Origin of the sequence: Paenibacillus sp. FSL H7-0735 (genome assembly GCF_038008505.1) — a bacterium.
Taxonomy (GTDB): Bacteria; Bacillota; Bacilli; order Paenibacillales; family Paenibacillaceae; genus Paenibacillus_AQ; species Paenibacillus_AQ odorifer.
Window position 1 is genome coordinate 5,677,992 of sequence record NZ_JBBOZH010000001.1, and the last position, 24,201, is coordinate 5,702,192.

Here is a 24,201-nt window from a genome sequence, read left to right on the forward strand (position 1 = left end):
CTATAATTGAAACAGCCTCAGCTCAGCGATTCACTTACAAGCTGACGCCTCCAGCCTCAAGCAAATCACGCACGGCAACGCTGACCATGATTAGGCCGGCTACCGGTGGAACAAATGAATTGCTGGCTGGCGGTTGTTTCGCTTTACGTCGATCCGGCGCATTCTCCGGAACAATCTTGTCCGTAACATCCTGACGTGGCTTCATTGGCGGCTCCGTAGAGAAGACCACCTTCACGCCTTTCTTAATCCCATCCTTACGCAGCTTCTGGCGAATGACACGGGCAATCGGATCATACGTTGTCTTGGAAATGTCCGCTACCTGGAATCTTGTAGGATCCATTTTGTTGGCAGCGCCCATGCTTGAGATCATAGGAATTCCACGTGACAGACATTCTTTAATCAAATGGACCTTGTAGATAATCGTATCCGAGGCATCAATCACATAATCCGGTTTCAGCTTGAACAGTTCCTCATAGGTTTCTTCCGTATAGAACATATTAAGCGCAATCGCTTCACATTCCGGATTAATCAGCTTCACGCGATCCACCATCAGTTCGGCCTTCTTTTGCCCAACCGTAGTAGTAAGTGCGTGAATCTGCCGATTCACATTGGTAATGTCGACAGAATCCTTATCAATCAGAATCAGTCTGCCGATCCCGCTACGAGCCAACGCCTCAACAGCCATACCGCCAACACCGCCGATACCAAGTACCGCTACTGTGCTGTTCTTCATAATCTCCAGACCTTCCGGTCCGATCGCCAGTTCCGTACGTGAGAACTGATGCAGCATGAGGTCAGCCTCCTTCAAAAGCTATGGCGAAGCAGAAATCTGCCTCGCCCGCTTTATTTAATTATTCTTTTTCTTTTTCTTTTTTTGGTTTAAGAGCCAGCTTAATATGCAGTTGCTCCAATTGTGAACCGTCTACTGCCGAAGGTGCATCCATAAGCAGATCCGTTGCACTTGCCGTTTTCGGGAATGCGATGGTTTCGCGCAGATTTGTACGACCCGCCAGCAGCATGATTAGACGATCTAAACCGAAGGCAATACCACCATGTGGAGGTGTACCATATTCGAACGCATCCATCAGGTAACCAAATTTCTCGTAAGCAACCTCATCTGAGAAGCCGAGAGCTTGGAACATTTTTTCCTGTACTTCACGTTTGTAAATCCGCATGGAGCCGCCGCCTACTTCATAACCGTTCAGAACGATATCGTAGGCTTGTGCACGAATTGCACCTGGATCTGTGTCGAACAGATGCAGATCCTCTTCACGTGGACGAGTGAACGGATGGTGTTCTGCTACATAACGTTTCTGATCTTCATCATAACCAAGCAATGGGAAGTCAGTCACCCAAGCGAACTTGAACACGTTATCGTCGATCAGACCCAGCTGACGTCCGATTTTGACACGAAGGGCACCTAGAACGTCCGCTACAACCTTTTTGGTATCAGCGGAGAACAACAGTAGGTCGCCTTCTTCAGCGCCTGTACGCTCCTTCACAGCGGCAATTTCTTCTTCAGTGAAGAATTTGACAATCGGCCCTTTGAACTCGCCGTCTTTCACTTGAATCCAAGCCAAACCTTTCGCTCCATAACGCGCAGCATAAGGTCCGAGATCATCGATTTCTTTACGAGTCCAAGTCCCACAGCCTTTAGCATTTAGACATTTCACTTCTCCGCCTTTTTCGATCACGGAAGCGAATACCTTTACGCCACTTGTGGCAACAATATCGTTCATTTCTACAAGCTCTAATCCAAAACGCAGGTCAGGTTTGTCTGAACCGTATTTGCCCATAGCCTCAGCATAAGTCAAACGTTGGAATGGAAGCTGAATATCCGCTCCTACAGTTTCTTTAAACAGACGTTGCATCAGGTTCTCCATCATGCCAAGCAGCTCATCCTGAGACAGGAATGAAGTCTCAATGTCCACTTGTGTAAATTCCGGCTGGCGGTCAGCACGCAAATCTTCATCACGGAAACAACGAGCAATTTGATAATAGCGTTCAATGCCACCCACCATCAATAGCTGCTTGTAGATTTGTGGAGATTGTGGCAATGCGAAAAATTCGCCTTCATGCACACGGCTTGGCACCAAATAATCACGCGCACCTTCCGGTGAGCTCTTAGTTAGGATTGGTGTTTCTACATCAATAAATCCTTCACTGTCAAGGAAATCGCGGAAAATCTTAGAAGCTTTCGAGCGTAGCAACAATGTTTTTTGCATTTCTGGACGACGCAGATCCAGGTAACGATATTTCAGGCGAAGAGATTCGTCTACTTCCACTCCATCTTCGATAAAGAATGGAGGAGTCTTAGCAGCGTTCAGCACTTCGATATCTGTAATTTGAACTTCAATCTCACCTGTTGGCAGATTGCGGTTAATGGTTTCTTCATCACGTTTAACCACTTTTCCTTTGACAGCCAAAACATACTCACTGCGAACCTTATCTGCAATTTGCAGTGCTTCGCCGGAGTAGTCCGGGTTGAATACAACTTGCACAATACCGCTTCTGTCACGCAGGTCAATAAAAAGTACGCCCCCAAGGTCGCGGCGGGTCTGGACCCATCCGTTTAAGGTTACCGTTTGTCCAATATGTTCTGGTGTTAATTGCCCACAGTTATGACTTCTTTGCATAATTCACCATTCCCCTTTTTATTTAAAAATACATTTCTACTTAAAAAGTCTTCTTCTATACCAACGCCTGAGCCAGCTCTTCGAGCTTCACAGTCTGCTGTTCCCCTGTGCTCATCGACTTCAGCGCAATTACACCATTCTTCAGCTCGTCTTCGCCAAGAATCGCAGTATAACGTGCCGACATACGGTCAGCTGACTTCATCTGCGCCTTCATCTTCCGGCCGAGGTAGTCGCGTTCTGCCGAGAACCCTTGGCTACGCAGAAAGTATAGCTGCTTGGAGATTTCAATGTCAGCCTCTTCGCCAAGAGCTACAAAATACACATCCAGTGGCTTCGCAGTCTCCAGCTCTACCTTCTGATCCTCCAGAATAAGAAGAATACGCTCCAGCCCGATCCCAAAACCAATACCCGGTTGATCCGGTCCACCGATTTCTTCAACCAAACCGTTGTACCGGCCTCCGCCGCCTACGGTATCAATAGAGCCAATGCCAGCTGCTTTATATTCAAACGCAGTATGCGTGTAATAATCCAAACCACGTACAAGACGAGGATTAATCGTGAACTCTACACCCATAATGTCGAGATGCATCTTAACCTTCTCAAAATGAGTTATGCATTCATCATCCAAACTGTCCAAAATAGAAGGGGCATCTGTAAATTTATCCTGATCCACCTTGCAATCCAGCACACGAAGCGGATTACGCTCGATTCGACGCTGACAGTCACTACAGAGGTTATCCTTCATCGGTCTAAGGAATCCCAGCAGCTTCTCCCGGTAAGCCGCACGGCTTGATGCATTACCCACGGAATTAAGCTCCACTCTTACATTTTTAAGACCTAGATCCTTATAGAATTGATAGCCCATAGAGATTACTTCTGCATCAATAGCCGGATCCACGGCCCCAAACGCCTCAATCCCAAACTGATGGAACTGGCGATATCTTCCGGCCTGCGGACGCTCATAACGGAACATAGGTCCGATATAATACAGCTTGCTTACATCAGGTTCACCGTATAGCTTGTTCTGAACGTAAGCTCGCACGACACCAGCCGTTCCTTCTGGACGAAGAGCCAAATCACGGTCGCCTTTGTCCTTGAACGTATACATTTCGCCTTCCACAATATCCGTTGTTTCGCCTACTCCACGTTCGAATAACCCTGTGTGCTCAAACATAGGTGTGCGAATTTCCCGGTAGTTAAAACGGCGGCATAAATCTCTGGCCTTCCCCTCAATATACTGCCATTTCTCCACAGCACCCGGAAGCACGTCCTGCGTTCCTGTTGGTTTCTCGAATCTTTCTTTAGCCACAGTCTATCCCTCCTAAAAAATAACCCCTCTAAAGCTGTTCTCTTCATCTGTTTCTATTGCAGAAAAAGCAAAAAATCCCTCGCCCTGTTTTATAAAAAAACAGGGACGAGGGATTATCATAACCAATAATACACCACGTGGTACCACCCACATTCCGGATCAGTAAAAATATACTGAAGCCGCTCAAAGCGGTTAACGCCCGCCTACGCGTAAACGGCTACTGATCGCGGCAATCAACACTGCCCACTTTCGCCGTACGTTCTCGGGGAGGTCATTCATTCGCTCATCAACAGAATCCTTGCAGCCAAGCGATACCGGTTCATCATCCACTTAAGTAGATGTCATCCGAATCGACAAGGGATTCTTCTCTGGAGTTGTGGGTTCTCGAATTACTTGGTCCCGTCATCAAAACCATATGATAAAATCGTATATTGTTAATATTCTACTGAACTACTGCATTAAAGTCAAGGTAGTAAAAAGGATGCCTAGTATAAATTTTGACAGCTTCCGAGTTTTTTATTCAGCAATTATATTGTAACAAAAAAATGACCTGCAGCCGAATGCTGCAGGTCCATCATCATATATTATTAAAAAGGGGGTCATGCCTTTATTATAAACACGCTATATTAAGGAATCATGTACGTAATATTACGATTATATTACATTCCATGAAAGCGGTTTATTTTTAATAGAATACTATTCGAATTGTTCAACATAAGCCCCTTTGCCCCGGAGGATTTCCACAACTTCATTATAATTCTCTTCTGCTATACTTAGCTCCATCACATAACGAAGTTCACTTAAATCCCCATCTTCGAGATCTCCTTCTGCCACGTTCGCACTAACCTGATCTTCATTCACACTATAATGCGTTTCAGGGTCAGCCCGAGTGTCGGAGGCGGCAATGCCAGGAACCAGCATAGCTCCAGCTGCAGGTGTGCTAGCCGTTCCAAGCGTTCCAGTTGTGCCTGCGACTACAGATGCACTATCCAGTGGAATGATTGGAAACAGAATATTACGATCATTGCCGATAGGGTCCGTGAGTGGCCAAACCTCCAAGCCATCCACCTTATAGCTAATCAATGCTGTTTTTGCGCCTTCTGCTTCATTTTCAGTTCTGAAATACGCTTGGATTTTTCTGCTCATTGCCATTACCTCCTTGGATTATAAGACTCTAATTTAAATATTGCTTATTTATTTCAGGACCTTCAATATTTCACGAACAAATGCAGGCTCATCTTTTGGTGTACGCGAAGTAATGTAATTGCGATCAACCACTACTTCCTCATCCTTAAACTCCGCGCCGGCATTCACAACATCATCCTTCAGCGGAGGATAAGAGGTAATGGTGCGTCCCTTAAGCAAGTCTGCACTGATCAGAATTTGCGGTCCGTGGCAAATAGAGGCGATAGGCTTGCCTGCTTCATTTGCTTCTTTTACAAACTTCAAAATATCGGCATTTTGCCGTAAATTCTCGGGGGAAGAACCACCCGGGATAACAATCGCGTCATAATCACTTTCTCGAACATCGGCGATCGCCTTGTCTGCTGCGTAGGAGACTTCTTTCTTTTTACCTAGCAAGGTCTCCCCTTTTTTCAAACCAATAATGTCAGCTTGATGTCCTGCCTTTATAATTTCATCATAAGGAACCTTCATTTCAGAATCTTCAAAATCATTAGCCAGTAAGAAAGCAACGTTACTCATGTAATAGTTTCTCCTCTCTGTCTTTAGCAATTAATGATGTTCTAATTATTCTTTCTTGTGGTCTATTACCCTTATGAGGATGCTTTCTAACCTTTAATCGGAAAAAAGGCTTCCTTCACAACACCGAAAAAGCCGCATTTTCCACCCGCTGCTTCAGGTACGCGGCAAGAGATTGCGGCTTCTTCCTTTGATCACTAGTGGTTCGGTCTCGCCGTCTAGCTTTTTTGCTAATGCACAGGCTTCCATAGGACTCCCAGTCGGTAGTGCCGGGATACTTCTCCATACCCATGCCTTCTGTGATTGTCTCATTCTTAAACTCCTGCCTTATGCGTGATATCTGCCTGCATTTAGTTTATCCAGCCCGAAGAAGCTCTATCCGCATAAAAAAAAGATGTCGAAAGTTAGCTCCGGTCAGAAGCAATCTTCGACATCCTCTATTTCGTTAGCTGCGGCTATCCAGAATGAGAGTAACTGGGCCCCAATTGGTCAGCGACACATCCATCATCGCTCCAAATATGCCCGTCTCCACCTGAAGACCTCCAGCTCTAAGCTCTTGATTAAAATAATCATAAAGACGCTCGGCCTCCACAGGAGCTGCAGCTCCCATGAAATTCGGCCGTCTTCCCTTACGGCAATCTCCGTATAAAGTAAACTGGGACACTGAAAGAATAGCTCCGTTAGTATCCGTGACACTATAGTTCATTTTGCCAGCATCATCTTCAAAAATACGCAGTCCAGCTATTTTATCCGCCAAATATTTGGCATCCTTCTCCGTATCTTCATGGGTAACGCCGACAAGCAGCATCAGACCATTGCCAATCGCTCCGGTCACTGTCTCATCCACGGTTACTTTGGCGTCCTTGCAACGCTGTACTACAACTCTCATCGCACTACTTCGCTCCTTGCCTTATTGCATGATCCGATTCACTGTATATACATCTTTGACTCGTTTCACTTTATCTACAACGGATTGCAGATGCTCCGTATTACGAATAAGGATGGTCATATGAATCATTGCCATCTTATTCTTGTCAGAGCGCCCAGTGACCGCTGAAATGTTCGTTTTGCTCTCGGACACTGCCTGCAGTACTTCATTGAGCAGTCCATTGCGATCATGGCCTGTAATCTCAATATCCACACTGTAGTTTGCTTCCATCGTGCCTTCCCATTCCACTTCAATCACTCTAGCTGCTTCTTCTCCGTCACCTTCACCCGGAATGTTAGGACAATCCTGGCGGTGTACAGATACGCCCCGGCCCCGTGTAACATAACCTACAATGTCGTCACCCGGAACCGGGTTGCAACATCGTGCAAAACGAACAAGTAAGTTTTCAATTCCTTTTACACTAACACCATTGGTAGGTTGATTACGTCTCTCGCCGGAAGACTTGATCTCCTTCATCTCTGAAGTAAGCTCCAAGTGATTAGCAGCTTCTTCCTGCTCCTTGCGCAGCTTCTCCGTCAAGCGGGAGGCAATTTGCGAAGCGGTAATCCCACCAAAACCAACGGCAGACAACATATCCTCTACATCATTAAAGGCAAATTTTTTCGCAGCTTCCAATAGTTTTTCATCAGAAATCCACTCGGAAACTTCGACATTCAGGCGCTTCAGCTCACGTTCAATCGCTTCGCGACCTTTTTCGACATTTTCCTCACGTTTTTCTTTTTTGAACCATTGCTTAATTTTGCTTCTTGCGTGAGAGGATTGTGCAATTTTGAGCCAGTCACGGCTAGGTCCGTAAGAATGCTTAGACGTCAAAATCTCAACAATATCGCCCGTCTTCAGCTTGTGATCAAGCGGCACGATCCGCCCGTTCACCTTGGAACCAATTGTACGATTGCCCACTTCTGTATGAATACGGAACGCGAAGTCAAGAGGCACAGAACCGGCAGGAAGCTCGATAACCTCACCTTTAGGAGTAAATACAAACACGAGGTCTGAGAAAAAATCCATTTTCAGTGATTTTACGAACTCTTCGGCATCCTTAGCTTCATGCTGCAGCTCCAATATTTCGCGAAAGAAAGGCATCCGATTCTCCGGATTAGCATTATTACTGCTGCCTTCTTTGTATGCCCAGTGTGCGGCTATCCCGTATTCTGCCGTGCGGTGCATTTCCCAGGTGCGAATTTGCACCTCAGTAGGCTCTCCGCCTGGTCCTACCACAGTAGTATGCAGAGATTGATACATATTGGCTTTTGGCATAGCTATATAATCTTTAAAACGCCCCGGCATTGGCTTCCATAAGGTATGAATAATTCCAAGGGTTGCATAACAGTCCTTGATATTATCCACAATGATACGAATGGCCAGCAGGTCATAAATTTCATTAAACTGCTTGTTTTTTGTGCTCATTTTGTTATAAACACTGTAAATATGCTTCGGGCGGCCGGAAAGATCACCTTCAATGCCCATTTCATCCAGCTTGGCACGAATACGGCCAATTACGCTGTCGATAAATTGCTCACGTTCAGCCCGCTTCTTATGCACCAGATTAGCAATCCGGTAATACTGCTGCGGGTTCAAGTAACGAAGCGCAATATCCTCCATCTCCCACTTAATCGCGGAAATCCCCAGCCGGTCAGCTACAGGACAGAAAATCTCCAACGTCTCATAAGAAATACGGCGCTGGCTCTCTTCAGATTGGTATTTTAACGTTCGCATATTATGCAGACGGTCCGCCAGTTTAATGACAATGACCCGGATATCCTGAGCCATAGCAATAAACATTTTGCGGTAATTCTCGTTCTGCTGCTCTTCCTTTGAGCGAAAGCGAATGCGTTCCAGCTTCGTTAAGCCGTCAACAAGCATTGCGCAGGTATCGCCAAATTTAGCGCGGATTTGTTCCAGTGAGACCGTCGTATCTTCCACCACATCATGCAAAAGCGCTGCAACAATAGATATAACATCCATTTGCATATTGACGACAATATCTGCCACCGCCAGCGGATGCAGAATGTATGGCTCCCCCGACTTGCGGATCTGCCCGTGATGAGCCTGATCGGCAAATTCATAAGCTTCCCGGATGCGGAGAAGATCTTTATCTTTTATATAGGCGCCAGCCTTATCAATTAATCGCTCAATGCCCATTCTCGTCGTATCCGATTCCTTTCTATAATAAAATGAACCCGCAACTGTTCAAAAATCTGCAGGTTCCAATCATTTCATTTGTCCAAGCTTACTTACGCCCTTATTCAAAGTTGTCTATAATTATGAGGCTTAAGGAGGATTACGTCAACACTTGCCATCTCATGGGATTCCAGAAGTAAAAGTAATTAAATTCGGACAAATTAATAACACTTGTGAAAATGTTGTTGTAAAAAAGCCAAGTTCTATTTAATCTAGTAAAGGCGGATTTTCGCCGGACAACATAATATCAGATAAGAAAGAGGAGTGAACTCCATTGCAACGCGAAATTCAAGTTAACGAAAAACTTCCATGGGGCCCAGGCTTTCTATTAAGTCTCCAGCATTTGTTTGCCATGTTTGGCAGTACAGTGCTAGTGCCTAACTTGTTCGGGGTCGACCCTGGAATGATTTTGCTTATGAATGGTATCGGTACATTGCTGTACATTTGGATCTGTCGCGGTAAAATCCCTGCGTACCTTGGTTCCAGCTTTGCCTTTATTGCACCGGTATTATCAGTACTCAGTCGTTACCCAAATGATCACATGAAAGGATACTCGCTTGCTTTGGGTGCTTTTATCGTCACTGGTATTATATTCGTGCTCGTGGCATTGATCATTCGTTATGCAGGAACCAAATGGATTGATGTTGTTTTCCCTCCAGCAGTAATGGGAGCTATCGTAGCTACGATCGGACTTGAACTTGTACCTGTTGCCGCACGAATGGCAGGACTTATTGCTCCTGAAGGCGTTGCAGTTGCAGACTGGACGCCAGATGGCAAAACAATCGCACTTTCTATGGTGACGCTTGGTGTAACTGTAATTGGAGCTGTACTCTTCCGCGGTTTTCCAAAAATCATTCACATCCTTATTGGTATCGTCACTGGTTATGGTTTAGCATATATTTTGAAAATGGTGGATACCGCTGCTATCTCTAATGCAAAATTTTTAGCGCATCCTTCCATTGTTACTCCTTCATTTGATTGGAATGTAATATTCACTATTATCCCGGTATCATTAGTTGTTATCGTTGAGCATATTGGACATTTACTTGTAACAAGCAATATTGTTGGCAGAGACTTGGCTAAAGATCCTGGACTTGACCGCTCCCTGATGGGGAACGGGATATCTACAATTATCTCCGGTTTTATCGGTTCTACTCCAAATACAACCTACGGTGAAAATATCGGGGTTATGGCGTTGACTAAAGTATATTCGGTATATGTAATCGGCGGCGCAGCGGTGATCGCTATTCTGCTTTCATTCTCTGGTACTTTCTCCTCTGTTATCGCTAATATTCCAACCCCTGTAATGGGCGGTGTATCCCTGCTGCTGTTCGGTGTAATTGCGGCTTCCGGATTACGTATTTTCGTTGAGCAAAAAGTTGATTTTTCCAAAGCTACTAACATGATCATGGCTACGTTGGTACTCGTTGTCGGAATCAGTGGTACAACCCTTACCATGGGCAACGTTAAACTAAGTGGTATGGCGCTGGCTACAATTGTTGGTATCGTTCTGGCTCTGTTCTTCAAACTCATTGAAGTGCTCGGATTGTCTAATGAAGGCGGAGAAAGTGATAAAACTGCCCATTAATCGGTTATAAAAAATAGAATTTTAAAAAAGCTGCTCCAACGTCCATTTATGGACTTGGGCAGCTTTTTTTATTGACTCAGATACAAAACAGCAACTCTCCGCCAAAAGGCAGACAGCTGCTGTTATTATCTTACATTTTCCAATTAATGTTTAACTTCCACACTTTGCGTCTTTGCACTTTTCAGCATAATTCGAGAGCCGAATCCCCGTTTATTTCCCGGGAAAAGACAAACTTTACAAGATTAATCCTCGTAATTCACCAAGGAAAGAACTTCAACTCCAGAAAGCTTATTACGTCCAGCAAGCTCAACCAGCTCAATCAGAAAAGCAGCGCCTACCACTTTACCGCCAAGCTGTTCTACAAGGTTAACCGAAGTAGCAATGGTTCCACCAGTAGCCAATAAATCATCAGCGATCAATACTTTTTGACCAGGCTTGATAGCATCCGTGTGAACAGCAAGTGTGTCCTTGCCATACTCAAGATCATAACCTACCTCTATAGTCTCATATGGAAGCTTGCCGCTTTTACGAATCGGCACAAAACCTACTCCCATCGCATAAGCAAGAGGTGCTCCAACTACGAAGCCACGTGCTTCTGGTCCAGCGATAACGTCGATTTCCAAGTGCGCTACGAGAGCTTTCAACGCGTCAATCGCTTGGCGGTAAGCCTCCCCGTCTTTAAGCAATGTGGTGATATCTTTAAAACTAATACCTTCTTTAGGGAAATCAGGAATCACACGAATACTATCTTTAAAATCCAAATTTATCATCTCCTATAAGTTTTGTTAGCATAGCTGCTTTGATTCAGATCGGCAAAACTTGCTTCGTAAGCATACGTTTTGTTATATTGAGCGTTGCATTTTTATACACCGTTGGGTACGCTCAGCAGCTCATATTTGCATGGATTATGATACGCCTAAACGACGCGATAACATCCAGTCCTGTAACTCTGACAGGCTGCCCTCCATGAAGTATTGCTCCATTTCCGCCATCTGTCCCAGTCGGACAAAATGACTCGATGCTGTCAGACTTTTAGCTACTGGCTGAGTAATAAACGCTACACTTCCCTGACTTCTTTTAATAAAATCAAGCTCCTCAAACACATCAAGCATGTTGTTAAGCATGCGGATACTTAACGAGGACTGGCGGCTTAACCGCAGCAAAACTTCGTTCTCAGGTGTTGCAACTGAGGTGATCGAAGCCAACAGTTTATATAGTATTTTGAAATGATCCCGTGTCGGAGTAATAAGTCGTTCTCGGCCATCCTTGATAGAATGCAATAACGCAATATTATCAGCATTAGGGAAGGTTTCGAGCAGCGCATCCAGTTGTTCAGGAGTCTCCGGCATATCCAGTAAGCATAACAGGGAGACATGCCCTGATTCCTGAAGGGGCTCATCCTTAACAGCAGCGCTAATGCCAGCTTCTTTATCATATACCCATAAAGACATTCCTATCAATTCACTTGCAGGCGTACTACGTCCGTTCTGAAACACTGCAGCAGCTCGATACGGACCCGCACCACTATAAGGAAGAAGTAGTTCTCTAATATGTGCGGCTTGCCGTACGGCGTCAGCAGCACCACGAAGATCGAATAACTGAGCATCCTGCACAGATAAATCCTGCAGCATCAGCTGTGATTTGCGTGAGCCATTCCATTCATTGATCGACAGCTCAGCTAACACGTTGATCGTAGTACCCGCCGGTAGCAGCCTGGATAAAGCGCCTTTACCAAACGCCAAGGCTTCAATGCTGTTTTTCCCCTGCTGCAAAACAATCTTCAGGTGTTTTCCATCTTGGCCCATTGTACGTGTCTCTTTCACGGTAGCCCCACGAATAATAAACTTCGGCAACGGATTAGACATTCCGAATGGTGCAAGCCTTTCCAATTCTAACGCGGTCTGCAGTGATAAATCTGAGATTGACACCTCTGCATCAGCGGAAGCAACAGGAACGAAATGCTCTGGCGTTAACACCCCGGACGCATATTCGTTTAATGCTGCAGCAAAGGCTTCTAATCCATCCCGATGCAGGCTCATTCCCGCAGCGGCTGGATGACCTCCAAAATGATCCATTAAATCAGAACAAGAAGAAAGTGCAGCGTAGATGTCAAGTCCAGGAATGGAGCGAGCAGAACCTTTGCACATTCCGGTCTCTGGATGTATATCCAGAATGATCACAGGCCGATAATAACGCTCCAGCAGTTTGGAAGCCACTATACCTACCACACCTACATTCCAGCCATGATCAGCAAGAACAATGATGTCTGGGATTTCGCCACCCTGTGTCATCTGCTCCAGCTTGGCAGTAGCCTCAACAACAATTCTTTCTACCACCAATTGGCGTTCTTTGTTAAGCAGGTCCAGCTCTCCAGCTAGCTGCTCTGCCTCAGCCGCATGCTCGGTAGTGAGGAGGGACACAGCCCGTCCAGCATGGTCCAGGCGACCACTGGCATTGATGCGCGGCGCCATGCCAAAAGCGATATTGACCGCACTCACAGTGCTCATGTTCACACCGCTGACAGCGAGTAAGGCACGAATCCCCGGGAAACTTGAATGCCGCATACTTTCCAAGCCATTTCTAACAATCTCACGGTTTTCGCCAAGCAGCGGCATTAAATCCGCAACCGTTCCTATCGCTGCAATCTCTGCCCATTCTGTGGGAGTTTCTTCCCCTAGAATAGCCTGAGCAAGCTTATAAGCCACACCTACACCCGCTAATCCTTTGAACGGATAAGGGCAGTCTGGCAGCTTGGGATTAATAAGCGTATAGGCCTCTGGCAAAAGCTCAGGGGGTTCATGGTGATCCGTAACGATCACATCGATCCCCAGTTCATTAGCGTAAGCAACCTGATGATAAGCGCTAATGCCAGTATCTACTGTAATGATTAAGGAGACACCTTGCTGTAAAGCCCAATCCAGGGCATGATTATGCAGCCCATAACCCTCATTAGAGCGGTGTGGGATATAAATATCAAAGGAAGCGCCTAAATAGCGCAGCAGATGAATCATAAGTGCTGTGCTGGACACCCCGTCGGCATCATAATCGCCATAAATAAGAATATGTTCTTCATCTTTTAAAGCCTTTCTAATTCTAGGAACCGCTTCAGCCATTCCTTTGAGTAGGAACGGATCATGCTGTTCTTCCTCACTGCCATCCATGAAGCTTAGAGCTTCATGAGGCGTGTTCATTCCTCTATTTACTAATAGTGAGGATAAGAGTGGAGAAATAGAAAGGCTCCGGGCCATATCCCTAACTGTGTCGGGATTGGCTGCCGGAGATTGCCATCTTGTTTTTGAATAAAGCAATAGAACTCACCTTTCTCTCACCTTGCAAACTACTGAAGCAACGTAGGAATATCATTATCCGGCAATTCATAATTGCTTTTGTACGGATAGCCGGGATCATAAGGAACAACGTCCATATGCACCTCACCGACATGAACAAACCGGTGCTGCAGCAGCTTCCTAGCGCATTCCGAAATATCCTGTGCTTCCATCACCGTAATCCGCGGATTCACACTGATCTTCACTTGAAGATTCACATAATTCCCTTGCTCAAGTGCCTTCAGATGTTCTACGCGAATGACGCCATGAACACGTTGCACCGTTTCAATAAAATTAGCGGCTTCCTCCGAAGGAAGCTCCTGCGCATTTTTAGTGTTAATAGAGCTAGCAATGAGTGAATAACCTTTACGAAGAATTAAAACTCCGGTTAAGAGTGCGGCAATAGGATCCATATAAGATAGAGGATGCCAATAGGTGCCACCCATGGATAACGAAATTCCGACTAATACTGTGATAGATGTATATAAGCTGAAACGATGACTATTAACATATGCAGCGTGACTGCCATCACCTATTTTTTTAAAGTAGCGATATTGATATTGAAATACAGCTTCTTTAAAAACAATAGATACTAAGACGGTTACAAACGCCAGCTGTCCGTGTGTAGATGATTTTCCATCCGTTAAGTCGCGGATTGCAGAGAATGCGATCTGCAGTCCCCCCATAAGAATAAATACCGAAAAAAGTATAGCCAACAGCGGCTCCTTAGTGCCCCGCCGTTCTTCGATCCGTTGCTTACTCTTTCTCCCTTGCTCAGAGCGCCACGGAAGAATATCCGCCAGTTTGGCTGCTGCGTCTGCTCCGGAATACAAAGCATCCCCCATTAATGCCTTGCTCCCTGAAATATAGCCAAAACTCCCCTTAGCTACTGCCAAAGTAACATCGCTAATGATCCCTGTCCAAGCAACCGTCTCGCTTTGCGGTGATCGTTCTTTATTCATACGAGGCCCTCCTTACCAATAGCAAGTAATCTCATGATGATTCAATACACATGACATGACCCTAAAGATTTCGAAAGCCGCGTCGCATTTGACGCGGCTTTCTTAAACGTATAAGAAAAGTAGAACTTCGATGCTAATTTCTTCTAACCTTTATTCGGGCTGCTCTTCACTTTAACCTTCTCACGCTTTTTAAGCACTAACCAGAGTGGACTGGCAATAAAGATGGAAGAGTAAGCTCCGAAGAGCAAGCCGATTACCATCGCAAGCGAGAACATCTTAATCGACTCGCCTCCGAATAATAACAGGAAGAACGCCGCAATAAATACGGTAAATGCGGTATAGAGAGAACGCATAAGCGTTTGAGCCACACTTTTATTCACAAGGTGTTTCAAGTCTTCATAAGTTTTCTGTTTACCAAAACGTAAATTCTCACGGATACGGTCAAAAATAACGATCGTATCATTAATGGAATAACCGATAATCGTAAGCACCGCTACAATGAAAGTCAAATCCACTTCCAAACGGAAGATAGAGAAGAGCGCGACTACGATAAAGGCATCATGGAGCAAGGCCACAATCGATGCCACGGCGAAACGCCATTCAAAACGAATACTTACATAAATAATAATCCCCAGACAAGAAATCAGAACTGCATAAATAGCATTACGTGCCAATTCTTTAGCCATTTCAGTGTCCACGGTGTTAATCTCAAACGATGCTTTGTCATCCAGCTTAAGGATTTCAGCTTTTAGAGCCTCATCTTGAGCCTCATCAAGAACTTCGTCATAGCGAATATTCACACGCTGATCACCAAACGAAATCGTTGGTTCATGATCGACATCGATTGCACTAGTTGCAGTCTTAACCTGATCCAAGTTCAAATTCTTGGATAGGGAGATGTCCACATTAGATCCAGCTTTGAAGTCAACGCTGTAATTCAGGCCAAATGTCGCCAGGAATATCAATCCTGCTACTGTCAATGCGATAGAGAAAATATAGAAATATTTACTCAAATGTACGAAATCAAGCTCTTTCTTAAAGCGCACGGATTTCACTCTCCTTAACACCGAAGCTCTTCGGTTTGTTCAGCTTACCCGCTTTGACAAGCTGGCTAAGCAACCAGTGGGAGAAATAAAGATTCGTGGCGATACTCAGCACGATTTCTACAATCAGCACCAATGCAAAGCCTTTGACCGCACCTGTACCGAAGGCAAACATAACTGCTGCCACAATAATAGTAGTCACATTGGAGTCCATTACTGTCCGGAAAGAGGATTTATTCCCTGCTTTAACGGAGGACAGTATACTTTTTCCACTGCGCATTTCTTCCCGTATCCGTTCGTTGGTAATGATATTGGCATCGACCGCCATACCTATACCCAGAATAAATGCGGCTATACCAGGCAGTGTCAAGGTAAAGTCTGCGAAGACGAAGACCGCAATTAGCGCCCATGTATGCAAGAGCAATGCAAAACTAGCCAAAAGACCTGGCAAACGATACATTCCGATCATAAAAATAAGGATAATCACAGAAGCCAGCAGACCTGCTCGAATCGTTTGATCAAGCGATTGCTTACCCAGGGTAGCACCCACACTTTGGGAATATTTCTCCGTCAGCTTCAGTGGCAATGCACCTAGGTTAATAGTGTCTGCAAGTTCACGTGCTTCCTTAATTGTATAGTTACCCGAAATAGAAGCACTGCCATCGGTAAGTACTGCTTGTACCGTAGGGTCAGATAGTTTGTTCTCATCCAAGTAAATCGCGAGATTCTTTCCTAAGAGACGTTTAGTAATCTCTGCAAATTTGTCCTTGTCCTTAATCTTGATGCTGATGATTGGCTGATTCAGGTTATCCCGTCCAACTTCTGCAGCACCTTCAACAAAATCACTACCTACCAGTTCGATTTTGCTGTAAGTTCCCTCAGCGTCACCTTCAGCAGCACTACGGAAAGTCAGAACTGCAGGTTCCTTCATTTTTTTACGAACCTCGGCTTCATCCGTTACGCCCGCAATTTTCAAACGGATACGGTCCGTACCTTCAGTAGTTACCTCTGGTTCACTTGTTCCGAGCGCATTCGCCCGTTTTTCTAAGCTTTCCGCTGTCTTCAGCAGAGAAGCTCGGGACAATGCTGCTCCCGCTTCCATAGGCTCAGCATGATACAAAATCTCAAATCCGCCTTTCAGGTCAAGACCAAGTCTAACCTTGTCCAGCAGTCCAGGAGTAGTAAATGCCATTACGCCTGTCAAAACGAGCACGGTAATAAAAAAGCCCATTAGTCTCTTCATGCTCTAGCTAGTTCCCCTTTCATTAACTCAATATTCCTATTATAGCTACACGCGAAATGACCGTCAATTCACAGCATTGATAGAGCTATACTCACACAAAGAAACGGCCGCCCCTGCATAAATCAGCAAGACATCCGTTTTAATAGGAGATGTGGAGTTATTATTCTCTTACTTTACTGCTTTATCAGGCAGTTCGCAAAAAGAAATATGTGGTTTATTGTTCAGTTCAACCCCCGATAGGCCGCAATAGTCAAATAATTCATGTAACTATTGGCTTTCAAGGAATAAATGTCGTTTACCAGCTTATGTAGGGGAGGCAAGCCTTCCTTATCATAATTACGGCTGATGCAATCCCAGATATCCTTGCTGGTTACATACTCATAGCCGAGGAGCCGGAATTCTTCAGCTTTGCTGCGGCACATGGCTTCGATTTCTTCACTATGTTGATCATGATTCCACTGTTCCGATTCCACGTGTTGACACCTCCAAAGATCGCTCATGTTCGTATGCTCACCATAGATATTCGACTCTTGTTCTTCGCTTTCCTTCTTCCGTCACAAAAAGTTAAAGCTACTAAAACAAGGCATGCCGAGATAGGGGTATAGCATATCCATAAGAATAGACAAGTTCGCCAGCGTTTTATTTCATTTTGGGAAGAAGGCGTGACCTTTGAAGAAACAGAGCTTTATACAAGGAACTTTAATCTTGCTAGCCGCCGGCATCATTAATCGGATGCTTGGATTTATTCCCCGGATTGCTTTACCACGTATTATCGGAGCAGAAGGTGTGGGACTGTATCAGCTCGCATATCCTTTTTTTCTCGTGCTGGTTACTGTGATAACAGGCGGGATTCCACTGGCGATAGCCAAGATGGTAGCGGAAGCAGAAGGAGAGAATCGGCCAGAAAAATCACGGCTGATTTTACGTACTGGACTTGCCCTTAGTGTTGGACTTGCAATCTTCTTTACATTGGTTGCTATGATAAGCGCCTCATGGGTCTCTAATGTTATCTTAACAGACCATAGAGTTTATTATACGTTTATTGCCATGATCCCAATGATTGGGATCGTCGCCGTATCTGCAATCTACCGTGGTTATTTCCAAGGAAAGCAAAACATGATTCCATCGGCGCTCTCCTCCATCTTCGAATCTTTAGTTCGAATATTCTTTATGCTCTGGTTCTCCTGGTTGTTGCTTCCCAAGGGTATTGCTATGGCGGCGGCTGGAGCGATGTTAGGTGTGACGGTAGGAGAAATTGGCGGAATGTTAGCGATTCTGTGGCAATATTATGTCATTACTAAAAAAGATAAAAAGCAGACAAATCCGACTCCAGAGCAACCCGTTCTTGAGTCAGAGGTTATCCCTTCTGATCCAGATGGTGTGAAAGCCAACATCCCCATATTACGGCGCTTATTAGGCATATCCATTCCCGTTACAGCAAGTCGGCTTGTGGGCTCTTTTTCATATCTGCTGGAATCTATTATTACAGTGCGCAGTCTCGCCTTGGCAGGTATAGCCACTGCTGCCGCTACAGCCCAGTACGGGTCTTTACAAGGGATGGTTATTCCCTTATTGCTGCTGCCCGGGGCACTGACCTCGTCACTTGCTGTATCTCTGGTTCCTTCCATATCAGAAGCTGCCGCAAGAAAGGACTTGCCTACCATTCACAAGCGTATGCATCAAGCGTTGCGGCTTGCGCTGGTAACAGGTGCCCCATTTGCTGTTCTTATGTATATCCTGGCGGTCCCGCTTTGCAATTTGTTATATGGCAACGCGGATACAGCCCCTATGCTGAAGCTTATGGCTCCGTTCGCCTTGTTCATCTATGTTCAAGCTCCCTTACAAGCTGCGCTGCAAGCTATGGATCGACCGGGCAGGGCCCTCATCAACACCTTGATTGGAGCAGTAGTCAAAATCATTCTGATTGTAATACTGGCATCCCAACCTGAATATGGAATTTACGGCGCTATCATAGCCATTATTGTGAACAGCATTTTGGTTACGTTACTACACGGATACAGTGTAGTCAGTCTCATATCATTATCTTTAAGAGTAACCGAAACCATAAAAACCTTATGTGCAATGCTCATTATGGGAGCGGGCGTGCATTATATATACACTTCCATTCCCATTGCAGATGTACAATGGATTCAATTTTTATTTGCCTCTGCGATAGGAATGGTCCTGTATTTTGGAATCAGTCTGTTAGCTGGCCTTATCTCACTGCGTGATTTGGACCGTCTGCCGTTTATCAAACGCAGGCTCTAAAAGGTTATCTGTTGTCCAAACGGTCGACATAAATTCTGCCCTTATGATCTATGGAGCATAGAAATACATCTTTGAAATCAGATACTCCCTTTTGGCGAATTTGAGTTCTTAGCCAAAATCTGGTTTTTCCAATCATCTCTAAATTCTGATCCTGCACCTTTCCATCCATAATCAGAGGGATTGGAAGTCCTTCATACCTGATCTTATTCTTCGGCAGTTCTATCTTACGGTTCTTGTTCCCTTTATTATCGTCACTCTTTTTATGCTCAGCAGCTGCACTGCTATTGCCTGATTGGTTAGAGGATGAACTCCCCTTCTCTTTCTCGAATACGGTTAGCTGTCCACTAGGCTCCAGGATCGCAAATTCCACGTCAGCAGGACTGGCGATGTTCTGTCCACGCAATTGCTGCAGCAGATCATCAATATTATATCTCTGCCTACGCATTTCGCCCCGGTGCAGCTTGCCTCCAGAAATGAGTATGCTCGGTTTGCCGTCCATTAAAAGTCTGAGCTTTCTGCTCTTAAGACTGAGTTGAGCCACAATTACCTGTATCAACACTAATGTTGCCATCGGAACGACTCCTTCATAGATCGGCCGATTGATATCCTCAAGCACAAAAACAGCAATCTCGGCAATCATGATGGAGATCGTTAAATCAAATACAGACAGCTTACCTATTTCCCTCTTCCCCATGATGCGCATACACAGGAATATGAAGAAATACATCAGCACGGTCAAGAAAATATGGGTAGAGATATGCTGGAACATATAGCTTCGCTCCCCTCCATTCTCACCCGCAGACTTGTTTCCTCGGGTGGATTAATGTAACCCTATTCTGACCGCTCTGTGCAGGGAACATTCGGAAGCCGGCATATTAATTAATGGTAAAAAGGCTGCAATGCCCTTTCTTGTACTATTGGGGCAAGCCATCCCATACAATGAATAATAACTATGTTGATTCTTTTTTCTCAAAAAAACTTTAGGAGGTTGTACCATGTATTTAATCCGGCGCATGTTCTCGTGGAGAATAGCCAATCCTGTGTTATCTGGCCTATGTCGATCATTCCTTTGGATGCTGATGGGTGCGTTTGTCCTCTCTCTTTTGTTATGGGGCAGCAGTCTGAAGGAGCAGGATCTCTCAATGTACACATACATTGTACACGGCATAGCTGCAGCATTCGGAGGACTAACCGCCGGTCGCAGAGCCACGAGCAAAGGCTGGTATCAAGGAAGTCTTACAGGAGCATTTTATGGGATTATCGTTCTGTTAATCGGTTTTTTGGCACTGGATAGCGCACCATCTGGCGTAGATCTGCTATGGGTTCTCGCAGCTGCAGCAATTGGCGCTCTCGGCGGAATGTTTGGCGTTAATTTACAAAAAAGCTAAAATTATAATTCCATTAAATTCGAAACATTCCTTGAAAATATGTTAAACTGTGATCATCTGACTTCATTAAGAGATCAAGGAGGCTTCGATTGCTTTGTTTTACCAATCAATGAACCATATTGTTTTGTACACAGTTGCATTAGTAGTGATATTAGTATGGATTGGCTCTAAACGTAATCCAATCATGGCATTGGTTGAAATTGGGAAAGAGATGCTGCGATCTTATAAGTTTTTGTTGCTGATTGCAGGAATGTTTGGCGTATTAGCCATAAATAAATATGAACTGCAAATTGAACAAAAAATGCATCTTACCTCTGATTATACGCCGTTTATATTTGGCCTAGAGGGTCATTTTGTCCAAGCCGTTCAGGATATATTCTACAGTCCATGGTTAACACCGATCATCGTCTTTTTCTACATTTTCATGCTTCAATCCGTTCTAGCAGCTTCATTAGGGGTATATCTGTTAGATAAAAACCGGGTGATGTTATACGCAACCTGTTATGCTATTATTATCAACTATGCCTTGGCGATTCCATTCTATCTTTACTTCCCGGTAAACGAGGTTTGGTCCTATCTGCCGGCAGGCGTCAAATTTACTATGCTGGATGTATTTCCGAAATTTGAACAGGAATATAGACCACTATCCGGTCTAAATAACTGCTTCCCGAGTCTACATACGTCCATATCTGTTACAATGGCACTTCTGGCCTTCCGTTCAGGGAACCGGCGCTGGATGGTCATCACTAGTATTTCCGCAGTTGTAATCGTCTTTGGAATCTTCTATCTGGGCATTCATTGGCTTACAGATATGATTGGTGGAACCTTGCTAGCTGTACTAGCCTCTACAGTTGGCGTTCAACTCGCCAAATTAACTTTGCGGGGACGTGAAGAATCGCTTACCGTTCCGAGCCGCGTAACAAATGTACGTTAAAGTTAAAGCTGCTAAATCTCAATAACCTTGAAGATCAAAAAAGCGGTGTCCTCTCCAATGAGAAGACACCGCTTTTTATGTACTTAAATAACAAGTCTATACTTTCTCTTCGACATCCGTAGCCACAGCGTGGCTGATGGAACCGCGATCAAAAGTCAGCTTAGTTACATCGTTGACCCGCAGAACCACGATATCATCGGAAATCTCCATGATCGTACCGTGAAGTCCTCCAATAGTAACGATTTTATCGCCCTTTTTCAGAGCTTTCAACATTGCGTTACGAGTTTTGGTCTTCTTTTGTTGCGGACGAATCAGCAAGAAGTAGAATACTACAAACATAAGGACAAAGGGACCTACCAGACCTAGTATGCTACCTCCACCACCTGCGCCAGCTGCATATTGAAACGATTGAATCATATTTCTCCCCCCTTTCAAAGTACATTAAAGCATGACTCAAAAGCATGACTCATAAATCAAACCCTAAAAGCCTTTAAGATTATCATATAATCCGTATTTGGCAAAAAACTCATCGCGAAAATCAAGCAGCCGATCTTCCTTGATGGCTTCACGCACTTTACGCATTAAATCCAACAAGAAGTGCAAATTGTGGTATGTCGTCAATCTAAGTCCGAAGGTTTCATCGGCTTTGATTAGATGGCGCAAATAAGCGCGGGAATAATTCCGGCATGTATAGCAATTGCACTCCGGATCAAGCGGCCCAAAATCACGGGCATACTTAGCGTTGCGTACAACGAGTCTTCCCTGACTGGTCATCGTTGTTCCATTACGGGCAATACGAGTAGGCAAGACACAGTCGAACATGTCCACTCCTCGGATTGATCCTTCCAGCAGCGCATCCGGTGAACCCACGCCCATCAAATAGCGAGGTTTGCCTTGTGGCAGCAGGGGAACTGTATAATCCAGCACTTCATACATTAGCTGCTTGGACTCTCCGACGCTGAGCCCCCCAATAGCATACCCCGGGAAATCCATGGAAGTCAAATCAGCCGCGCTCTGACGGCGCAGATCTTCATACATGCCCCCTTGCACGATAGCAAAAAGACCCTGATCGTTAGGACGAGCATGACTTTTCAGGCAACGTTCTGCCCAGCGCGTGGTGCGCTCCAGTGATTTTTTCACATAATCATACTCAGCCGGGAATGGAGGACATTCATCAAATGCCATCATTATATCTGAACCCAGGGAGTTCTGAACCTCCATCGCTACTTCCGGAGACAGGAATTTCTTATCCCCATTTAGATGGGAACGGAAATGAACTCCTTCTTCCGTAATCTTGCGCATGTCGCTTAACGAGAATACTTGAAACCCGCCGCTGTCTGTCAGAATCGGACGATCCCAGTTCATGAACTTGTGCAGTCCACCAGCTTCACGAACAATATCATGGCCTGGTCTTAGAAACAGATGGTAAGTATTGCTCAAAATAATATGGGCATCCATCTCTTTCAGCTCTTCAGGACTCATAGTCTTGACTGTAGCTTGTGTGCCGACTGGCATAAATGCTGGTGTCTCAATCACACCATGTGGAGTGTGGACTCTTCCAAGTCTGGCTCCGGATTGTTTGCACGTTTTGATGTGCTCATAAGTAATTGCTGCCATAAGTTAACCCATCCTCTTACCTTAATAAATAAACATTGCATCTCCAAAGCTAAAGAATCGGTACTTCTGCTCTATCGCTTCTTCATAAGCAGCTAGAATATGTTCCCGACCTGCCAAAGCGCTAACCAACATAACCAAAGTAGACTTTGGCAGGTGGAAATTGGTAATTAGCGCATTTACTACACTGAACTTATACCCTGGATAGATAAAAATATCCGTCCAGCCACTGCATTCCACAAGCGGACCACCTTCACATTGTCTTCCGACCGTTTCAAGTGTCCGACAAGACGTTGTGCCAACTGCAATAATACGGCCGCCTCGTGCCTTAGTAGCATTTATGGTATCTGCCGTCTCTTGAGACATTACGAAGTACTCAGAATGCATAACATGCTCTTCAACCTTCTCTACAGACATCGGACGAAAAGTACCGAGACCTACATGAAGGGTGATATAAGCGATATTTACACCCTTAGCCTCAATCTGTTCCAGCAATTCTTGGGTAAAATGAAGCCCTGCGGTAGGCGCAGCGGCCGATCCCTCATGCCGAGCATACACAGTCTGATATCGTTCACGATCATCCAGTGTTTCCTTAATATAAGGTGGCAGCGGCATCGTTCCCAGCCTGTCCAGAATCTCCTGAAAAATACCCTGATATATGAAACGAAGCGTACGGCCGCCCATATCAGCTTCGTCCTCGATAACGGCACGAAGCTCATCGCTAAAGATGATCACTGCGCCTGTCTTGAGCTTTTTCCCTGGCTTTACAAGTGCTTCCCAGCGATCATCCCCAAGATTCTTCAGGAGGAGCACTTCCGCCTTAGCACCAGTATCTTCTTTCACTCCAAACAATCTAGCTGGAATGACTCTCGTATCATTTAGAACAAGCGTGTCTCCGGGATTAAAATAATCAATAATATCGGTAAAATGCCGGTGAGCCAGCTCTCCATCCTCCTTATTCACTAGAAGCAGTCTAGAAGCACTGCGATCAGCGAGAGGTGTCTGGGCAATCAATTCTTCCGGCAAATGAAAATCATAAGCATCTACATTCATGGTCTG

The 24,201-nt window shown here is 45.0% G+C and carries 23 protein-coding genes; 4 read left to right on the forward strand and 19 right to left on the reverse strand.

Translation table 11 applies throughout. The annotated features are described in order from the left end of the window. Positions 1-34: 34 nt before the first annotated feature. From NSS82_RS25755 to NSS82_RS25795, 9 genes are all read right to left on the reverse strand, one after another. Positions 35-790: a tRNA threonylcarbamoyladenosine dehydratase gene (locus NSS82_RS25755; protein WP_036677632.1), complete on the reverse strand. Its 756-nt coding sequence runs from the start codon at positions 788-790 to the stop codon at positions 35-37. A 61-nt stretch (positions 791-851) separates the two neighbouring features. Further along, positions 852-2,636, reverse strand: a complete 1,785-nt coding sequence (aspS, locus tag NSS82_RS25760) for an aspartate--tRNA ligase (RefSeq protein ID WP_076272395.1) — start codon at positions 2,634-2,636, stop codon at positions 852-854. 55 nt (positions 2,637-2,691) lie between these two features. Next, complete coding sequence (hisS, locus tag NSS82_RS25765; RefSeq protein ID WP_076098993.1) at positions 2,692-3,945, reverse strand: histidine--tRNA ligase; 1,254 nt, start codon at positions 3,943-3,945, stop codon at positions 2,692-2,694. Between the two features lie 192 nt (positions 3,946-4,137). Continuing rightward, positions 4,138-4,275, reverse strand: coding sequence for a hypothetical protein (locus NSS82_RS25770; protein WP_155288182.1), 138 nt, complete (start codon positions 4,273-4,275; stop codon positions 4,138-4,140). 366 nt (positions 4,276-4,641) lie between these two features. Beyond that, on the reverse strand, positions 4,642-5,091 hold the full coding sequence (locus NSS82_RS25775; RefSeq protein ID WP_036677637.1) for a hypothetical protein: 450 nt from the start codon (positions 5,089-5,091) through the stop codon (positions 4,642-4,644). Positions 5,092-5,139: 48 nt separating this feature from the next. Further along, positions 5,140-5,649 (reverse strand): type 1 glutamine amidotransferase domain-containing protein, encoded by a 510-nt coding sequence (locus NSS82_RS25780; RefSeq protein WP_076272394.1) that lies wholly within the window; start codon positions 5,647-5,649, stop codon positions 5,140-5,142. Positions 5,650-5,802: 153 nt separating this feature from the next. Continuing rightward, positions 5,803-5,958, reverse strand: coding sequence for a hypothetical protein (locus NSS82_RS25785; RefSeq protein ID WP_162636812.1), 156 nt, complete (start codon positions 5,956-5,958; stop codon positions 5,803-5,805). 133 nt (positions 5,959-6,091) lie between these two features. Beyond that, entirely contained in the window at positions 6,092-6,535 is a 444-nt protein-coding gene (gene dtd / locus NSS82_RS25790) for a D-aminoacyl-tRNA deacylase (protein ID WP_076272393.1), read from the reverse strand. 21 nt (positions 6,536-6,556) lie between these two features. After that, positions 6,557-8,737 carry a RelA/SpoT family protein gene (locus NSS82_RS25795; protein WP_036677643.1) on the reverse strand — a complete coding sequence of 727 codons (2,181 nt, stop codon included), beginning with the start codon at positions 8,735-8,737 and terminating at the stop codon, positions 6,557-6,559. A 313-nt stretch (positions 8,738-9,050) separates the two neighbouring features. On the opposite strand from NSS82_RS25795, the gene uraA reads away from it, so the two are divergent. Then, positions 9,051-10,364 carry a uracil permease gene (gene uraA, locus NSS82_RS25800; RefSeq protein ID WP_036677645.1) on the forward strand — a complete coding sequence of 438 codons (1,314 nt, stop codon included), beginning with the start codon at positions 9,051-9,053 and terminating at the stop codon, positions 10,362-10,364. A 242-nt stretch (positions 10,365-10,606) separates the two neighbouring features. On the opposite strand, the gene NSS82_RS25805 is transcribed toward uraA, so the two are convergent. From NSS82_RS25805 to NSS82_RS25830, 6 genes are all read right to left on the reverse strand, one after another. Continuing rightward, positions 10,607-11,125 carry an adenine phosphoribosyltransferase gene (locus NSS82_RS25805; protein ID WP_036677647.1) on the reverse strand — a complete coding sequence of 173 codons (519 nt, stop codon included), beginning with the start codon at positions 11,123-11,125 and terminating at the stop codon, positions 10,607-10,609. A gap of 144 nt (positions 11,126-11,269) precedes the next feature. Then, positions 11,270-13,672: a single-stranded-DNA-specific exonuclease RecJ gene (recJ, locus tag NSS82_RS25810; RefSeq protein WP_038572989.1), complete on the reverse strand. Its 2,403-nt coding sequence runs from the start codon at positions 13,670-13,672 to the stop codon at positions 11,270-11,272. 29 nt (positions 13,673-13,701) lie between these two features. Continuing rightward, complete coding sequence (locus tag NSS82_RS25815; protein WP_036677651.1) at positions 13,702-14,652, reverse strand: cation diffusion facilitator family transporter; 951 nt, start codon at positions 14,650-14,652, stop codon at positions 13,702-13,704. A 143-nt stretch (positions 14,653-14,795) separates the two neighbouring features. Continuing rightward, positions 14,796-15,698, reverse strand: a complete 903-nt coding sequence (gene secF, locus NSS82_RS25820) for a protein translocase subunit SecF (protein ID WP_052097271.1) — start codon at positions 15,696-15,698, stop codon at positions 14,796-14,798. Then, positions 15,688-16,938, reverse strand: coding sequence for a protein translocase subunit SecD (gene secD, locus NSS82_RS25825; RefSeq protein WP_036677653.1), 1,251 nt, complete (start codon positions 16,936-16,938; stop codon positions 15,688-15,690). Before secD ends, secF begins: the two co-directional genes overlap by 11 nt. Before the next feature lie 221 nt (positions 16,939-17,159). After that, positions 17,160-17,411: a post-transcriptional regulator gene (locus tag NSS82_RS25830; protein WP_036677655.1), complete on the reverse strand. Its 252-nt coding sequence runs from the start codon at positions 17,409-17,411 to the stop codon at positions 17,160-17,162. 196 nt (positions 17,412-17,607) lie between these two features. Between NSS82_RS25830 and spoVB the strand changes: the two genes are divergently transcribed. Further along, positions 17,608-19,206: a stage V sporulation protein B gene (gene spoVB / locus NSS82_RS25835; protein ID WP_076272392.1), complete on the forward strand. Its 1,599-nt coding sequence runs from the start codon at positions 17,608-17,610 to the stop codon at positions 19,204-19,206. A gap of 4 nt (positions 19,207-19,210) precedes the next feature. On the opposite strand, the gene NSS82_RS25840 is transcribed toward spoVB, so the two are convergent. Next, entirely contained in the window at positions 19,211-19,975 is a 765-nt protein-coding gene (locus NSS82_RS25840; RefSeq protein ID WP_036677658.1) for a DUF421 domain-containing protein, read from the reverse strand. A 226-nt stretch (positions 19,976-20,201) separates the two neighbouring features. On the opposite strand from NSS82_RS25840, the gene NSS82_RS25845 reads away from it, so the two are divergent. Both NSS82_RS25845 and NSS82_RS25850 read left to right on the forward strand, forming a co-directional pair. Then, positions 20,202-20,594 carry a TIGR04086 family membrane protein gene (locus NSS82_RS25845; protein ID WP_036677660.1) on the forward strand — a complete coding sequence of 131 codons (393 nt, stop codon included), beginning with the start codon at positions 20,202-20,204 and terminating at the stop codon, positions 20,592-20,594. 94 nt (positions 20,595-20,688) lie between these two features. Then, entirely contained in the window at positions 20,689-21,528 is an 840-nt protein-coding gene (locus tag NSS82_RS25850) for a phosphatase PAP2 family protein (protein ID WP_254924631.1), read from the forward strand. 96 nt (positions 21,529-21,624) lie between these two features. On the opposite strand, the gene yajC is transcribed toward NSS82_RS25850, so the two are convergent. From yajC to queA, 3 genes are all read right to left on the reverse strand, one after another. Further along, entirely contained in the window at positions 21,625-21,945 is a 321-nt protein-coding gene (gene yajC / locus NSS82_RS25855) for a preprotein translocase subunit YajC (RefSeq protein ID WP_038572999.1), read from the reverse strand. Between the two features lie 63 nt (positions 21,946-22,008). Beyond that, complete coding sequence (gene tgt / locus NSS82_RS25860) at positions 22,009-23,145, reverse strand: tRNA guanosine(34) transglycosylase Tgt (protein ID WP_036677666.1); 1,137 nt, start codon at positions 23,143-23,145, stop codon at positions 22,009-22,011. Between the two features lie 21 nt (positions 23,146-23,166). Then, entirely contained in the window at positions 23,167-24,195 is a 1,029-nt protein-coding gene (gene queA / locus NSS82_RS25865; RefSeq protein ID WP_038573001.1) for a tRNA preQ1(34) S-adenosylmethionine ribosyltransferase-isomerase QueA, read from the reverse strand. Between the last annotated feature and the right edge of the window lie 6 nt (positions 24,196-24,201).

Coding starts and splice junctions, on each gene's coding strand:
- NSS82_RS25815 (WP_036677651.1), bottom strand. CDS start 14,652: ATGAATAAAGAACGATCACCGCAAAGCGAGACGGTTGCTTGGACAGGG.
- NSS82_RS25780 (WP_076272394.1), bottom strand. CDS start 5,649: ATGAGTAACGTTGCTTTCTTACTGGCTAATGATTTTGAAGATTCTGAA.
- yajC (WP_038572999.1), bottom strand. CDS start 21,945: ATGATTCAATCGTTTCAATATGCAGCTGGCGCAGGTGGTGGAGGTAGC.
- aspS (WP_076272395.1), bottom strand. CDS start 2,636: ATGCAAAGAAGTCATAACTGTGGGCAATTAACACCAGAACATATTGGA.
- secD (WP_036677653.1), bottom strand. CDS start 16,938: ATGAAGAGACTAATGGGCTTTTTTATTACCGTGCTCGTTTTGACAGGC.
- NSS82_RS25775 (WP_036677637.1), bottom strand. CDS start 5,091: ATGAGCAGAAAAATCCAAGCGTATTTCAGAACTGAAAATGAAGCAGAA.
- NSS82_RS25785 (WP_162636812.1), bottom strand. CDS start 5,958: ATGAGACAATCACAGAAGGCATGGGTATGGAGAAGTATCCCGGCACTA.
- tgt (WP_036677666.1), bottom strand. CDS start 23,145: ATGGCAGCAATTACTTATGAGCACATCAAAACGTGCAAACAATCCGGA.
- NSS82_RS25795 (WP_036677643.1), bottom strand. CDS start 8,737: ATGGGCATTGAGCGATTAATTGATAAGGCTGGCGCCTATATAAAAGAT.
- NSS82_RS25840 (WP_036677658.1), bottom strand. CDS start 19,975: ATGTTCCAGCATATCTCTACCCATATTTTCTTGACCGTGCTGATGTAT.
- dtd (WP_076272393.1), bottom strand. CDS start 6,535: ATGAGAGTTGTAGTACAGCGTTGCAAGGACGCCAAAGTAACCGTGGAT.
- queA (WP_038573001.1), bottom strand. CDS start 24,195: ATGAATGTAGATGCTTATGATTTTCATTTGCCGGAAGAATTGATTGCC.
- NSS82_RS25845 (WP_036677660.1), top strand. CDS start 20,202: ATGTATTTAATCCGGCGCATGTTCTCGTGGAGAATAGCCAATCCTGTG.
- NSS82_RS25755 (WP_036677632.1), bottom strand. CDS start 790: ATGCTGCATCAGTTCTCACGTACGGAACTGGCGATCGGACCGGAAGGT.